Raw genomic sequence first — 14,413 nt, forward strand, 5'->3', positions numbered from 1 at the left:
GTATCCCCAGCCCTCCTTCGCTATAAGTGCGTCCCGTAGCCTGTAGCGGATCAAAGGCCACCTGACGCCCTGCGTCCGTGGCGCGATCCTCCATCGGGCGCTGAAGCCGTCTCTGCTGAACCGGTCCTTGCCGCCTGCTCTTAGTCTCCGTGTGTTTTGCGGAAAGATGACGGGGATGTTTTCGCTTACGGGTCCTACCTGAGCAGAAGACCAACGACCCACAGAACGATTGCGATAGCGCCGGCGATCGCAACGGCGAAGCCGCGACGACGGGAGATCGTTAGGCTTTGGAAGATCATTCGCAAGAAGAGCTCAATGCAGAGACCAATTGCCACGAGAGCACTAACCAACGCCGCACCCATCACTAGGGCAAAGTGGCTTGAGTGATGAGGGATCACCTCAAAATATCTACCGGTAAGCATGACCGCGCCTACAAGCATGACGACGATCTGTATCCAAACCCATGATCGGGCTTCCCGTACCTCGCTCTGATTCCGGTTTTTCGGAGAGTCACTCATCTAATCGCTGGCTTCCCTGTGTGAGTCTGCCATCCCTGATGAGAACAGCACCGACTAGTGGTAACTACTTGAAGGTCTCGAGCAGCTTTTCTGGTCATCCTATAGTCAGCATCGCGCGGTGTTGTCGATGTACAGCTGTCCGTAAGCCGGTCCTCCTGCGGGAGGTCGCATGTGGGATCCCGGGCTAAATCCCGGGAGTCAGGTAGCAAAGTTCAACTTGATGCGTGCAAGGTATGTATCAAGGGCGAGGGTAAGGACGTCAGAATCAAATGCCTGAGGGTCCGCGACTGCGTTGAGCGTCAGACCGTCAGTGAAAGCTCGAAGAGCCCGGCTTTCGATGGCGATGGATTCTCGACAGCCGAGCTCCTCGACAGTCACACGGCATAGGCGATCGAGGTCCGCATTTGCTTCTGCCAGAACAGCCCTCACAACGGGAGAATGTGCCTCCATCATCGTCGAAAGCCACACCACAGCTTCGCGCCTGCGCACAGCATCGAGTGGTAATGCCTGCAGCCATGCCTCGCGCACATCCCAGTCCTTCATCGGGGACACGCCGGCAGCCAGCCTCGCGGCCTGAGCCTCACGCACCATCTGCAACGTGGACGCGAGCATCTGCTCACTTGAGGGAAAGTAATGCCGGACCGCCGAGGGGCTCACCTTCAAATCAGCAGCTATATTCCGCACACTCACACTCGCGAACCCGTGAGCTTCGATGCGGCGAAGGACCGTGTCTACGATCTCGCGGCGACGGGACTCATGATCGACGATCTTCGGCATCAGCCCTCCTTGTGGTTATAGTACAACTGTACTGCGAAAGGAGCAGGTATGCGGCAGGGGCGAACAACAGCACTGATCATGCTCGGAACCATCGGAGGCATGCTGATACCCCTGATTACGTGGCATGTCCGTGAGCCGGCGCGATTCTGGGGAGAGCTCATTGGGGTCACAGACCAACTTGCTGATATCCCACTCGGCTGGGTGATGGCTTTCCTCGTTGCAACGGGATATGTCGCCTACACCTTTTGGGCGGTGCCGTTCGTGCGTCGGACAGCGTTCGAACCCAGCATGCTGAAAGTTCTCGCCATACCGCTGGCCGTCGTGACCGGATTACTCGAGGAACTGGTCTTCCGGAAGTTCCTCATGGACTGGCTTGATACTGCCGGAGTCACTTGGTGGCTACAGATATTAGCGACAGCCCTCGCATTCGGGCTTGCCCACTCCCTCTGGAGTGCTTTCTCCCGCGACCTGTCGATTATCATGCCCGTGGCCCTATCCACAGCGATCCTGGGCGCAGCCCTGGGATGCGTCTACCTCGCCAGTGACCGCCTAATCCTGCCCGCGATCATCGCCCACACGACAATCAACCTGATCATCGAACCTGCACTCCTACGAAGCTCACTCACCGGCCAATGGAACAACAGCAGTGACGACACGGATGCGAGTCAAAACTTCCCGTCTAGTGAACGAACCACTCCGAACCCAAACTAATAACCTCTACGCACTACATGAGCCGTTCGGTGGAGGATCCATTTGCGGGACTGATTTCCGGGAGGATCGTTTTGATGAGTGTCGCGGCGTACTGTTCAGCAATGAGTCCGTGTCCGTCCGGTGAATCCCTCGACCCGCCTCCTGCTGTGATCATCCAGTTGATGGAGCGGATTGTGAGTGAGCAGTGGCCCTCAGGATCAGAGCATTTCGCTAGCTACTTCGCCCGCCTGGGCTGCGCTTTGGGTCCACCACTGGAGCCGGACGAAGAGATCTCTCTAGGTCTTACTCGAGGACAGTTCGTCATGCCAGGTGCTGCAGTGAACGCTTCCTGGTCCGCGCTGAACGGTGAGCTCTTCCATCTGAACCTTTTCGCCTATGCAGGTGAGCCGGATTCCTCTCCTGACGACGTCAATGCCGGCTATGACGCGATCCGGGCAGGCATTGCTGATGCGTTCGACCCCTCACCTGATGAGCGCACTGATCAACGCGGCAACCGGTCTGCTGTCTGGTTCATTCAGGGGACCGTGATCGAGTTATACGCGCACATAACTGAGGCTCCTGTTTTGCAGACTGGCGTATCTCACGAGGGACGTACTGCAAAGTTTCACCAGCTCATCGCGCGTAGCCCAGAGCACCCAATGCAGTGAACCAGTGAAAGGCTCCATAGGTCGGCTGCTGGGCACCAATAACACGGGGATGGGGATCCTTCAGCGCTCCAACCTGCTCGTACTCCACTCGTCGCGGCTGACGCGAAACTGCAGTTGGACCCTGCAGCCCGCGGTACAGAGACGCCGGTCAGCAGTTGATCTCGTGCAAAGCCGGCCAGACTGGATCACCGTTGCTGTGAAGGATGAGCGAACCGCCGTCGTCGTACCACTTAAGCTCATAATTTCCGCTGCTAAACGGCTCGTACCCGTCATCAGCTGTCCAGGAACTGACTTCCCGGCCGACGCCGGCTGCGCCGACGACGTAAACGGTACCCCTGCCGGCAAACAGGAACGAAAACTCGCGCACAGCTACGCGACAACCATCGCTGTTGGCCGGTGGCAGGACGTAGTACTTGGCGCCGGAAAGATCATCCAGAGCACTCAGGCCACTGAATGCAACCGAGACAACGGCCAGCAGAGTCACGAACCAGGGCCGCGGACTGCGCCGGGTTCGATCGGTAAAGGTGATGGATCGCTGCCTGAACGCATCCACCTTCAGCAACACCATAGAGACCACGAACAGAACACCGCCGATGGCCCACCCGGGGACGGCGTGCTGACCGACAACGAACAAAAACCCGGTCCAGCCCAAGACACTACATAGTGGGGCGAGCACCAGCAGAATAACTGAGGCCCGGAAGAGCCTGGAGGAAGGCTCCGACCCGGAGCTGTCTGTTCCTGAAGCCCTGGCCGCAGCGGCATCAACTGGGTCCACGATCCTCCTTCATCATTGTTCACAGATTCCCGGCTCAAGTGTGACAGAGACGCCAGCAACGGACACTAATTGGGCCAACTTAAACACAACTGGCGTATGGCTAGCGCACGTTCGAAGACCGGCTTGCGAGCCGAGCTGACCACGAAGCGATGCAAAGCTGCGCCATTTACCGGTCCCTCAACGGGCGGAGGCGCTGGTCCGCACGAGCCAATCTTGTACCAGTGCTGCAGTCAGATCCGGGCGCTCGAGATGAGCGTTATGTCCAGCGGCATCGAGGACCGCGAACGTCCCACGGACGTAGTGGTCGCGGAGTTTCCACCCGTCCTCGTATCCGGTGACATGGTCCTGCCGCCCGAAGAGGTGCAACGAAGGCGCCTCGAAGGGCGCGGGGTGCGCGATCTCGGGTTCGACAGGGAGTGCGTACTCCGCTGCCACCCTTTCGAGAATGGCTTGGTTTGCTTGCCGAAGACCAGGAAGTGCATATCGAGTGAATGCCTTGAGCGTGGCCTCGCTCTGGACGACGGTCATCTCTTCATAGTCATTCCTCGCCTGACCGGCCAAAGCAAGAACCGCGGGGTCCTCTCGGACAACCAGCCGGCGGGGAAGACTGCGCTCCTGGTGGTCAGGCTCGAACACACCCGCAAGAGTAGCCAGGCCAAGGACCTGATCTCGGAGCTCATGAGCGATGTGCCGGGCAATCATGCCGCCGAAGGAGTTGCCGATCACGGCAAAGGACCGGTCTCCAAGATGCTCGTAGATATCGTTCAGAGCACCTTGCGCAACGTGATTTGCGCTGGTTACGTCGCCGTCAGCATTTCCTGCAGCCCACGGTAGGTCGATATAGATGCGCTGCCATCCAGACCCATCAAGGGCGTCCTCCAACGGCAGCATGATCCGATGATCGACGCCGAATCCGTGGATTACGACGAGCGGTCGACCTTTTCCTAGGACTTGAGCAATCATGAGGCAGAGCCTACAGGCGCGGTTTGATCCCTCAGCATTCGCGCCGAGGTGCCACCCGTAAGCCGATCCATGAACGCAACTCACCGAGGCGACGAGTGCGTGGACGTGGATGAGTCTGTCTGTGGGCCATCATTATGGGGTGAATGACTTACTAGCCGACGCCTACCTGCAACGGTGGATAGCGGAAATCAGGTCCCTGCCCGCAGAAGCCCCGCCCTTGGATGTGAAGGAACTGCGTGCCCCACGTACCCGGTCAGAGGGGCCAAGCCTGCCTGTCGTCAGAGACCTCTCTCTGCCCGGTGACCCCGCTCTCCGTCTGCGTTTGTATCGACCGGGCACGGGACCGTTGCCCCTTATCGTGTACGTTCACGGCGGGAGCTTTATCTTCGGGGACCTTGATTCCCACGACCGTACCTGCCGTCGCCTGGCTGTAGAGGCGAACGCTGCAGTCCTAGCCGTCGATTACCGCCGTGCGCCGGAGCATCCCGCGCCGGCAGCTATCGACGACGTCGCCGGCGTCGTGAAATGGGCGTTGGAAGCATCGGTGGTATTGGGCGCAACATCAGGTTCTCTGTCTTTGGCCGGCGACAGCGCCGGGGGACTGATCGCTCTCATGGCGGCTCAGCGGACTATTGCCGCTAGTCGACCGGTCACGGCGCTGCTGCTCATCTGCCCGAATGCCGATTTGACGCTGGCACAGCCAAGCATTCAGGAGAAAGGATTAGGTTGGGGGTTAGATACGGGAGCCTTGGCATGGGCTGTGGATCAATGGGTGCCGGAGATTTCCGCCCAAAAGCTTGCCGATTTCAGCCCCCTGCATACCGCCTTCAGTGGTTTGCCGACCACTGTTATTGCAACGGCGGAGTGCGACCCTCTTCGTGATGAAGGCGTGGCCTTAGCCGCACAGCTAATTGCCTCAGGAATAGACGCGCGTCATCTCCCTCATCGAGGGCTTGTCCATGGATTCCTAAGCCTCGACGATGTATCTCCGGCGGCATTGGAAGCCGGAAATTCCCTCATGCGCACCTTCGGAGCAATTATTCGAGGAAACGAACCCCACGTTCCCCGGAGAAGTCCGGAGACTAGGCTTTAGACCGTTCGGCGTGCCTTTTGTTCGGTATATAACTCCTATGCGCGAGTGCCTGCAACAGTCAGGCGCTTCGCTCTACGGGAGGCAAGATGGCCGCACACCCATACTGCAATTAGCTCCGCACAGCGATCCCTGTGCGGGACAAAGCCCAGGAGGGGGTCCTGACCTCAAGAGGTAAAGAGGTACTCCTCCTCGCCACTACCCGGAACGTCGAAGCGTCGGATTGTACCTCCTCAGCCTCCTCCCTCCCGCACAGGCCGAGGTGTTTTCGGCAGCGGTGAAGAAGATCAGCAAGAACGATGCGAAAGCACTGCCGAGTCATGCCAAGATCAGAAGCTAGAGATTCCAGCAGTAGCTGACTAGTCAGCTACTGCAGCTATGTGATGAAGGTGTCTCGCACGTCTCACCCGGGGCATTTCCGGGTCCTTCGAGAAGGGATCAACAGCATGTCGCTGAATTTCGAAGTTTTCGATCTCGACTTCCCCGCAGGTTCACCCAACAAGTCAGCAACTTTGATCACCGGTCACACCAAGGCACTCCTCATCGATGCAGGCTTCACACTGGCCGACGGCCACCGCCTCGTCGCGGCAATCCTTGACTCCGGCAAGCAGCTGGAAACAGTCTTTGTCAGCCACGCCGACCCGGACTACTACTTCGGTCTGGAACCCATCGCCGACGCCTTTCCGGAAGCCAAGATCGTGGCAACACCCATCGTCATCGAACACATAGAGGCAAGCTTCGACGGCAAGCTCAAGGCCTGGGCAGCACTGGGCGCAAACCTTCCAACCCGCCTGACACCGATTTCCCCCTTGTCCTCGGAAGCCATCGAGCTCGAGGGATACCGCTTCGAGCTCCGGGGAGGCTCCGAAACCCTACCTGACAGGCAATACCTCTTCAACGCGGACTACAACGCCGTCGTCGGAGGGGTTCTGGTATTCCAGGAAGAACATGTCTGGACCGCGGACACCGCAACCCCGGAGTTGCGCTCTGCCTGGATTGAACTCCTTGACCAGATGCAGTCCCTCAATCCCGAACTCGTTGTAGCCGGACACAGGCTGCCAGGAACGGCCAACGACTCCTCGGCAATCGACTACACCCGCTCTTACCTCCAAGAATTCGAGCAGATCCTTGACCGCTCCGAAAACGCCGCGGCCGTCACGGCGGCTCTGATTGAAAGATACCCTAACTCCGGCATGCTGATCGCAGCACAAATCGGACCCAAGGTTGCCGAGGGAGAAATGACATGGGGCTAACCCCCAACAACGAATTGATCGTCTCGACTGCACCACGCGACGTTGTACGGAGGCAATACATGGCATCAGCAGCTGGTGACCTCGAGGCACTCCGAGCAACGATGGCCCCGGACGTTGAATGGACTGAAATGGCAGGATTTCCCCTGGCAGGAACTTACCGCACCCCCAGCGGTGTTACCGCAAATGTCATGGAAATCCTCGGCCGCGACTGGGACGGCTGGGACGCCCACGACGACAGCTATGTTGTGGACGGGGAAAACGTAGTGGTGCTGGCCAGATACACAGCCACCCACCGCGCCACACGAAAGTACTTGGACGTCCGTGTGGCGCACCACTTCATTGTCCGGGGTGGGCTGATCGTCCGGTTCGAACAATTCGTCGACACAGCAAAAGTCGCCGAAGCAAGCCGGCCCATACCCGCCTGACCAAGACACCCAGCGGTGGCGGCGCCAATGACATGCGCGTTGGAGCTGTGAGCCATTAATCATCAGCGGCAGACATCAAGGTAAACCCGTTTCGCAAAGCCTCAATCCTCCAACTTGTCCAGGGGGCGGTTCAGGCTTGGATGCCACAAGACACCCATGAGGGACGCCACAGCCACGGGACTGCCCCGACTTTTGTTGTGTCGGGGTCTTAGGCCGCTAAGAGCGCGGTTCGGTTGATTGTTTCATATTCGATGGGCGTGAGTTTTCCCAGCCGTCTTTGCCGTCGCCGGCGGTGGTAAGTCCTTTCGATCCAGGTTGTGATGGCTAGCCGGAGTTCCTGCCGGGTGCCCCACCGCCGACGATCCAGGACGTTCTTTTGCAGCAGCGAGAAGAACGATTCCATCGCGGCATTGTCCGCGCACGCACCCACCCGGCCCATTGAGCCGGTCAGTCCGTGATGCCGGAGCGATTCAACGAAACGGCGGGATCGAAACTGCGAGCCGCGGTCCGAGTGCAGCACCGTTCCTGACGGGCGGCGTGCCCGCACGGCGTTCTCCAGCGCGGCGACGGCCAATGAGGATTTCATTCGCGAATCCATTGAGTAGCCCACGATCCTGCCGGAATAGACGTCCTTGATCGCGCAGAGGTAGAGCTTGCCCTCAGCGGTGGGGTGCTCGGTGATGTCGGTGAGCCAGAGCTCGTTCGGTGCCGCGGCAGTAAAGTCCCGCTCCACCAGATCGTCGTGGACCGGTGGTCCGGGCTTGCGGTTCAGGCCACGTTTCTTGGAGAACACCGACCAGATGCCGTGGTCCTTGCACAGGCGCTGAACTCTGTTCTCCCCGGCTGTGATGCCTTTCTCCGGGAGTTCATCAGCAATGAACCGATAGCCAAACGCCGGATCGTCCGCATGGATCTCCAAAGCAGCGTTCACCAGGTGCGCATCGACCCAGTCCCTTTCGGTCACCGGGTTCGTTCTCCACCGGTAATAGCCTTGCTTGCTGAATCCCAACACCCTGCAGGTCACCGCCACGGGAATCCCTTCGGCGGCAAGATCCGTGACCAGCGGGTAGATCATTTTGGGTTGATGTCCCTTGCCAGATAGGCGGCAGCCCGGCGCAGAATCTCGTTCTCCTGCTCCAACAAGCGGTTGCGCTTCTTCAGTTCACGTATTTCGGCAGAGTCTGCTGTTGCCGGAGCTGCCCCGGTTTCCTTCCGCTCGGCGATAGCAATCCAGCGCTTTAGCGTGGTGACCGAAAGCCCGAAATCCTTCGCAATCTGCGCCAGCGGCGCCTCGCCCTTGCGGGCCACATCAATCACATCCTGGCGGAACTCCGCCCCATAAGCCGTCGGCATGGTCAACATCCTTCCACGAGCATCAGCTCGCTAGGTCAAGGAGTCAACAAAACCGGGGGCAGTCCCCAGCGAGTACTGGTGGTGGATGCTCGTTAACGTCGTCGTCCTAGCTGTGACGCAGCTACTTATCCCTGCGCTCGTCTCGGGCCGGACGCCGCAACCGACCTTGTTCGTTGGTCCGTTCGGGTCCGCACTCTTCGCGAACATCGAGCTATTCAGCTTGCAACTGACCGACGCGCCTGGTTCCCCGCTCGCTGCGTTCTCTCTTCTCATCGCGGGTTTCTGGCTGATAGTCACCGCTGTCCCCGGTTTCACCGTCGCGGTCCGCCGTTTGCATGACTCGAATCTTTCAGGATGGTGGGTCTTGCTGGCGATTATTCCTCCCGGTCCCTTCGTCCTGATCCTGCTCGCAATCCGTGGGCCAAGGGTCGAAGGCGGACGGTTCGACACGTGAGGCAGGCTCACATGCACCCGGAACTGGGATCTGCTGGCGGCGCAACCGAACCCATGAAAGTGGCGCCAGGCTGACACGGTGCGGGACCGCGCGCAGCAACATCGGTCCTGCTACTGCGCGCAGCGCCCCGGCGTCGTGGTTTCCCGGTGGCGTGTTTCGGATCGTAGTCCCAGATAAGTGCCGGTGATGATGAGCGCGGCACCTACGATGCCCAGGGGCATGAGCGTTTCCCGGCCGATGCTGATTCCGATGAGAACGGCCCAGATGGGCTCGGTTCCCATAAGGAGGCTGGCGCGGGATGCTGAGGTCTGTTGAATGGCCCAGGTCTGGACGAGGAAAGCGAACACGCTGCACGCCAGCCCGAGGTAGAGCACGCCCGCCCATTCGCCCGCATTGAAACTCTGCACGGCTTGGATTACACCCCGGTAATCGGCGAGCGTGTAGGCGACGGCGCAGACAGTGCTTTGGATCAGGGTCAGAGTCAACGCGCTGTAACTGTGGCCCCGCGTGAGCGCGGAGACGGCGGTGACGTGGATGGACCGTACGGCCGCTGCGGCCAGCACGAGCAGGTCCCCAACAGTCGGCGCGGCGAATCCGTCGCCGGAAACCAGCAGGCACACGCCCACCACGGCGACTATCCCCGCGATGAACACCATGCGGGGCAGCGGTACGTGGAACGCCACGCTTTCAGTGACGGGGGTGAACACAATGACAAGACTGATAATCAACCCGGCGTTCGTGGCGCTGGTGCCGGCGATTCCCTGGGTCTCGAGGATGAGTACTGCCGCCTGCGTGAAGCCCAGGACGACGCCGACAACGGTTTCGCGGCGCCCGGGCCTGCGGCGGTTCCAGACTAACCAGATGAGGGACAGCGCCAGCGTGGTGATCAGGAAACCCAGGGAGAGGATTACGGTAACCCCAACCGTCCCGGTCAGGGTTTTGGCTGCAAGGTAACTGCTGCCCCAGACCACGGCGACCATGAGCAGCAGGATGTCCACCCGGCGTGCACCAAGAAGTGAGGCGAACGGGTTTTGTCCTCGAATCTGGATCCGAGGCGAAGGAGTAAGGGGTGTAGTTGGCATTCGATAAGTCTTAGGCCACTTAACCAATAAGACGAGAGGGTAGTTGGTGAATCATTAGTTTAGGTTTTACTTATGGATCTTCATCAGTTGCGGCTACTCCGGGAACTGGGCGAACGAGGCAGCCTTGCCGCCGTCGCCCGCGCGCTCCATGTCTCTGCGTCAGCTGTGTCGCAGCAGCTCACGGCGCTCCAGCGTCGGGTCGAGGTTCCTCTCACCGAACGGCGGGGACGGACCCTTGTTCTGACCAGTGCCGGTCAGGCATTGGCCCGGGCAGCTGTGGATGTCAGCGTCGCGATGGGCTCGGCCGAGCAGGCCGTCAGCCAGTACCTTCAGGATCCGCAGGCAGCAGTGAGTCTCTGCGCGTTCAACAGTGCGGGACTGACGTACTTCGGACCCCTGCTTCAAGACCTGTCCGGTGAGGGGAGTCCGCGGCTGATCTGTTATGACCAGGATGTGGGACAGGATGATTTCCCTGCCCTGACTGCCGATTACGATCTGGTCATCGCGCACCGCCTTGAGCACAGTACGCCCTGGCCGGAAGCAACAACCGTCCTGCCGCTGGTGCGCGAGCCCCTGGACGTCGCCATGTCAGACCGGCACCGCCTCGCCAACGCGCCGAGCGTCAGCATCGGTGACCTCATCGATGAAGAATGGGTGTCCGTCCACGACGGATTTCCGCTCGTGCATGCTCTGCAGGCAATTGCCGTTCACGCCGGCCAACCCCTTAATATCACGCACCGGATCAATGAGTTTTCTACCGCGGCGGCGATCGTCTCCGCCGGCCCTGCCATTGCACTGATGCCCCGCCACACATCGGCTCCGCCGGCTGGCAGTGGAATTGTGCTCAAATCCATCCATGATCTGCCGCTGGCAAGGCGTGTTGACATCCTCTGCCGGCCGGAAGCCCTGCACCGAACCGCTGTGCTGCAGGTCATTGCCGCTCTTCGAAGGACGGCGTTTTCTTCAATCGGATCCGAAGCCGCATTGTGCCGGGAAACCGGCGTTTCACAAGCGGATTAGCCGCTGCGCCAGGGGAGTGAATCATGCGTGATAGCGTCCAACTACGTGCCGCGAACGAAACCGGGGTGAATGGGTGATGCGTAAGAATAGGGTAAATGAACCCTCGCGGGTAATGGGAAGTAACGGGCCTCTGGCGGAAAACCATAAACGTAAATCAGCATGGCCGGGAAGGGCAGGTAGGTCGCTCGTCCTGACCATAATTCTGGGTTTAGTTAACGACACAGTCTTTCAGCAGGGAAATTTCTGGTACGAATCGCTTTTTCTTATTCTTGCTTTCCTGCTGTGCTTACTTCTTTTTAGTGTAATCGATGGTCTTACCGGCCAATTCAGAACGCGCTTATCAGGCACGGGAAACAGTTCGCACAAAACCAAGAGGCACTGGAACTCGACATAAAAATGTGCCGGCCATAAGAGGGGCGGCGAGACCGTCGGCGCTGTCCGCGCGCTCACCCGCAACCCTGACAAAACTGACCTGCCCGCCGGGGTGGAGGCGATCGCCGGCGTTGCTGCCACTGCTCTGACCACGGACGGGCACGGCGGCAGTGCCCACGCATGCGGAGGTGCACGCCTCGTACGCGGCCCGGACATGATCATCAGCCCTGCGCACGAGACTACTTGGCCGGAAGCTCAACGGGATTGCCGTCTCACGGCATTTCCTGACCGCTATCCGCTGACGGACACTCAAATGTCCGCTGGGTCAGCGGCCGGCCTGCGGTCAATGCGCTCTGGTTGGAGAAGCTTGCCGTCGATTATGCTGGCGTGATGGCACCCCGGCGGCTCGGCCTCATCCTTCTATGCGTTGGTGCGGCCAACGCGCTCATTGGAACCGTGTTGATCATCCAACTTCCGGCAGAGCGTTCAGGCGGCTGGCCATACGTCATCATTATCTGTGGACTCCTCATAATGTTTGCCGGGTACTACACAGGGAAGCGCAAAGCTTAACCCAGCTGAATGCAGGGGCTGCATCAACACATATCGGCGGTGCCGTCTGACTCACTTCGTACCGGAGCGCGGGTTTGCCTCACGGGCGTCGGCCCATGCGCCTGGGCGGACGAGTAAAAAGATCGAAAACTTAGACGGGAGACTGGGCGTGATGACGGAAATCGAAGGGAACGGGGATGTCTGGGACCGTGGGACATGGCGGAACCCACCGGTACGGGTCGTCACTGACGGACGTCGTCTGCGGGTGACTGCGGCCGAGCAAAGTGATGCGTGGAGACACACCTCATATGGGTTCGTCCATGACAGTGCACACGCCCTCCTTGCGCCGCTGGGTGCCCAGGGGGCAGTGGAGGTGTCGTTTCTCCTGGACTACTCGGAGCAGTTCGATCAGGCGGGAGTCTTCCTGCACGTCTCGGAATCAGTGTGGATCAAGGCCGGCGTGGAGATTTCCGACGGGATTCCCCAGGTTGGTGCCGTCGTAACGCATGAGGCCTCGGACTGGTCGGTGGCACCTGTTCCGGAGTGGATCGATCGGGAGATTACAGTGCGGTTGAGCAGATCCGGTGACGCCGTCACCATCCGGGCGCGCGCCGGCGATGAACCTTTTCGTCTCATCCGGGTTGCTCCCTTGAATGAGGCCGAGCCTGTTGCAGTAGGCCCCTTTTGTGCATCGCCCACGCGGGCTGGTTTCACGGCAACCTTCACCCGATGGGTCGTGACGGATGCGGATGCCTCGCTTCACCCTGGACCCGTGGCCTGACCTGCGCCGCATCCGATCTTGTTACGGGGTGAGCCCGAGCTCATCGGCAATCCTGTGGACCTGGGCACGCTGATCCTCGGTAAGCCCCTGTATCGGGTGCGGCAGGCAGGATTGTGACGCCAGCCCAAGGTGTTCAGCTAATGCAGCTACCACGCGAATGCTCCCCCCAAATGCAGTAAACAGCTGCCACAAGGGAGCCAACCGTTCGGACTCGGCCATTGCTTGGCTGACGTTTCCTGCCTGGGCGGCTCGGGTGAGCCTCAAGGCGGGGGCGGGCAGTGTTCCGCCGATGACGGAGTACCAGGCGTCGCAGCCGGCGGCCAGACCGGCCGCAGCCTTGGCATCACCGGAAACGCCGACCGTCACATGGGCCGGAACCGCCGCCCGGATTTCCTGGATCCTCGCTCGTGCCTGTGCCGGATCGTCCGGTACACCCGGGATTTTGATGGAAGCGATACCGGGAAGTTCAGCGATTCGTCCGTAGAGGTCGGTTGTGAAGCTGAAGTGGGTGGTGCCGGGGTTGTCATAAACGATGACGGGCAATGATGAGTTTTCCGTGACGGTTCGGAAGAGTTCGAAAACATCATCGCCGGTAAGGGGCTGATAGCTCATCGGAGCCAACAGGAGCCCTGAAGCACCCGCCCGCTCGGCGTTTTCGGCGTTCCTCAAAATGTGTGATGTACGCAGCGAGCCGATGCCGATGAACACGGGTGTTCCGCCGGCGTGCTCGACAGCCAGGCGGGCAACGCGGCTCCGCTCCTCCATGCTGAGGTAAGCGTAGGAACCGGTGGACCCCAGCGCGGTGATGGAATCAACGTTCGCTTCGGAGAGCCTGCGGATCAGTCCGGCGAATGCAGTCTCGTCAACCTCATCATGTGCCAGAGGCGTCAAGGGGAAGACACTCAAGCCGGTGAACATTCGACGTACTCTCTTTCGGTGAATCACTGATGGAAGCGGAGCATGCACCCGCTTGTTTGGTTCTCTGGGGCTCTCCCCGTTCACAACCATGCGCATGGCCCCGTCGGCCTAACACGGTCAATTTCTGGTCCGTTTCTCGGATCCCCGTGGTCATGCCTCCGAGTCTAGCCAGAGTCATCCTCCGGGCTGTCGCTGGGCGGCTTGGGGATGTACCCCGAATACGGCTGCGCGGTCTCAGCCTCGACGCTGCTGGCTGTTCCCTTTGAGCCGTGGACTCCTTCTCCTAAGCCGCAGAGTCAGACTGACGAGACACGCCGCGGCAAACGCCAAGGCGAGCAGGGCTAGGAACGCCACCGCCGGATTTAACCAAACCGGAACTAGGTCATAGCCAGCGTTGCACTTGTTATGCAACGGAAAAAACCCCGCCGAGTCCCTCCTGTTCTGGCGGCTGTATTCTGTGTCCCATGGTTGGCCACGGGTTGCACATGTGGACACGATGTCCATCCCGCCAACGAATGCTCCGTGCATCCAGACGGCTGCGGCAAAAACAAGTGCAACGATCATGTTGGCGAGCCAAAACAATGGGGTAATTCCCCTCAAGACGCGCACAGCCCCCTCCTCTGTGGATTCCTATGCTGGCAACGCCCACTCAACACCCTTCTGACGGGTGCCGCGAGTTGTTCCTTATTCCCGTCGTCGGCAGAACTCAGTGCTGCAGCGCTTGA

The 14,413-nt window shown here is 59.9% G+C and carries 13 protein-coding genes and 1 pseudogene; 8 read left to right on the plus strand and 6 right to left on the minus strand.

Annotated features, from left to right (window positions below; genetic code table 11):
• Window positions 1-716: 716 nt before the first annotated feature.
• Complete coding sequence (locus tag QMA10_RS13195; protein ID WP_290169020.1) at window positions 717-1,295, minus strand: TetR/AcrR family transcriptional regulator; 579 nt, start codon at window positions 1,293-1,295, stop codon at window positions 717-719.
• 48 nt (window positions 1,296-1,343) lie between these two features.
• On the opposite strand from QMA10_RS13195, the gene QMA10_RS13200 reads away from it, so the two are divergent.
• Window positions 1,344-2,006, plus strand: coding sequence for a CPBP family intramembrane glutamic endopeptidase (locus tag QMA10_RS13200; protein ID WP_290169022.1), 663 nt, complete (start codon window positions 1,344-1,346; stop codon window positions 2,004-2,006).
• A gap of 17 nt (window positions 2,007-2,023) precedes the next feature.
• Window positions 2,024-2,653: a hypothetical protein gene (locus QMA10_RS13205; protein ID WP_290169024.1), complete on the plus strand. Its 630-nt coding sequence runs from the start codon at window positions 2,024-2,026 to the stop codon at window positions 2,651-2,653.
• Between the two features lie 148 nt (window positions 2,654-2,801).
• Here QMA10_RS13205 and QMA10_RS13210 read toward each other — a convergent pair whose 3' ends face one another.
• Both QMA10_RS13210 and QMA10_RS13215 read right to left on the minus strand, forming a co-directional pair.
• Entirely contained in the window at window positions 2,802-3,305 is a 504-nt protein-coding gene (locus QMA10_RS13210; RefSeq protein WP_290169026.1) for a hypothetical protein, read from the minus strand.
• Between the two features lie 300 nt (window positions 3,306-3,605).
• Window positions 3,606-4,391: an alpha/beta hydrolase gene (locus tag QMA10_RS13215; protein WP_290169028.1), complete on the minus strand. Its 786-nt coding sequence runs from the start codon at window positions 4,389-4,391 to the stop codon at window positions 3,606-3,608.
• Window positions 4,392-4,737: 346 nt separating this feature from the next.
• On the opposite strand from QMA10_RS13215, the gene QMA10_RS13220 reads away from it, so the two are divergent.
• The 3 genes from QMA10_RS13220 to QMA10_RS13230 all read left to right on the plus strand — a co-directional run bounded on the left by QMA10_RS13220 (window position 4,738) and on the right by QMA10_RS13230 (window position 7,159).
• Window positions 4,738-5,484: an alpha/beta hydrolase gene (locus QMA10_RS13220; protein ID WP_290169030.1), complete on the plus strand. Its 747-nt coding sequence runs from the start codon at window positions 4,738-4,740 to the stop codon at window positions 5,482-5,484.
• A gap of 443 nt (window positions 5,485-5,927) precedes the next feature.
• Window positions 5,928-6,734: an MBL fold metallo-hydrolase gene (locus QMA10_RS13225; protein WP_290169032.1), complete on the plus strand. Its 807-nt coding sequence runs from the start codon at window positions 5,928-5,930 to the stop codon at window positions 6,732-6,734.
• Window positions 6,725-7,159, plus strand: coding sequence for a nuclear transport factor 2 family protein (locus tag QMA10_RS13230; protein WP_290169034.1), 435 nt, complete (start codon window positions 6,725-6,727; stop codon window positions 7,157-7,159). Before QMA10_RS13225 ends, QMA10_RS13230 begins: the two co-directional genes overlap by 10 nt.
• 208 nt (window positions 7,160-7,367) lie before the next feature.
• Here the strand turns inward: QMA10_RS13230 and QMA10_RS13235 are convergent.
• Window positions 7,368-8,512 (minus strand): IS3 family transposase gene (locus QMA10_RS13235; RefSeq protein WP_290169036.1). Its coding sequence is split into 2 segments (ribosomal slippage): window positions 7,368-8,236 and window positions 8,236-8,512, totalling 1,146 coding nucleotides; the frame shifts between segments, so codons are not numbered across the junction.
• A gap of 79 nt (window positions 8,513-8,591) precedes the next feature.
• Here QMA10_RS13235 and QMA10_RS13240 point away from each other — a divergent pair.
• Window positions 8,592-8,966, plus strand: a pseudogene (locus QMA10_RS13240) (DUF805 domain-containing protein); the annotation flags it as partial.
• 110 nt (window positions 8,967-9,076) lie between these two features.
• Here QMA10_RS13240 and QMA10_RS13245 read toward each other — a convergent pair.
• Window positions 9,077-10,048 (minus strand): DMT family transporter, encoded by a 972-nt coding sequence (locus QMA10_RS13245; protein WP_290169038.1) that lies wholly within the window; start codon window positions 10,046-10,048, stop codon window positions 9,077-9,079.
• Window positions 10,049-10,120: 72 nt separating this feature from the next.
• Between QMA10_RS13245 and QMA10_RS13250 the strand changes: the two genes are divergently transcribed.
• Together QMA10_RS13250 and QMA10_RS13255 are read left to right on the plus strand one after the other, a co-directional pair.
• Window positions 10,121-11,068, plus strand: coding sequence for a LysR family transcriptional regulator (locus QMA10_RS13250; protein ID WP_290169041.1), 948 nt, complete (start codon window positions 10,121-10,123; stop codon window positions 11,066-11,068).
• A 1,093-nt stretch (window positions 11,069-12,161) separates the two neighbouring features.
• Window positions 12,162-12,770 (plus strand): DUF1349 domain-containing protein, encoded by a 609-nt coding sequence (locus QMA10_RS13255; RefSeq protein WP_290169043.1) that lies wholly within the window; start codon window positions 12,162-12,164, stop codon window positions 12,768-12,770.
• A gap of 21 nt (window positions 12,771-12,791) precedes the next feature.
• Here the strand turns inward: QMA10_RS13255 and QMA10_RS13260 are convergent, their stop codons facing one another.
• Window positions 12,792-13,688, minus strand: coding sequence for a dihydrodipicolinate synthase family protein (locus tag QMA10_RS13260; protein ID WP_290169045.1), 897 nt, complete (start codon window positions 13,686-13,688; stop codon window positions 12,792-12,794).
• Between the last annotated feature and the right edge of the window lie 725 nt (window positions 13,689-14,413).

The organism is Arthrobacter sp. APC 3897 (assembly GCF_030407495.1).
Classification (GTDB): Bacteria; Actinomycetota; Actinomycetes; order Actinomycetales; family Micrococcaceae; genus Arthrobacter_B.

Coding starts and splice junctions, on each gene's coding strand:
- QMA10_RS13260 (WP_290169045.1), bottom strand. CDS start 13,688: ATGTTCACCGGCTTGAGTGTCTTCCCCTTGACGCCTCTGGCACATGAT.
- QMA10_RS13230 (WP_290169034.1), top strand. CDS start 6,725: ATGGGGCTAACCCCCAACAACGAATTGATCGTCTCGACTGCACCACGC.
- QMA10_RS13215 (WP_290169028.1), bottom strand. CDS start 4,391: ATGATTGCTCAAGTCCTAGGAAAAGGTCGACCGCTCGTCGTAATCCAC.
- QMA10_RS13205 (WP_290169024.1), top strand. CDS start 2,024: ATGAGCCGTTCGGTGGAGGATCCATTTGCGGGACTGATTTCCGGGAGG.
- QMA10_RS13225 (WP_290169032.1), top strand. CDS start 5,928: ATGTCGCTGAATTTCGAAGTTTTCGATCTCGACTTCCCCGCAGGTTCA.
- QMA10_RS13255 (WP_290169043.1), top strand. CDS start 12,162: ATGACGGAAATCGAAGGGAACGGGGATGTCTGGGACCGTGGGACATGG.
- QMA10_RS13250 (WP_290169041.1), top strand. CDS start 10,121: ATGGATCTTCATCAGTTGCGGCTACTCCGGGAACTGGGCGAACGAGGC.
- QMA10_RS13200 (WP_290169022.1), top strand. CDS start 1,344: ATGCGGCAGGGGCGAACAACAGCACTGATCATGCTCGGAACCATCGGA.
- QMA10_RS13195 (WP_290169020.1), bottom strand. CDS start 1,295: ATGCCGAAGATCGTCGATCATGAGTCCCGTCGCCGCGAGATCGTAGAC.
- QMA10_RS13245 (WP_290169038.1), bottom strand. CDS start 10,048: ATGCCAACTACACCCCTTACTCCTTCGCCTCGGATCCAGATTCGAGGA.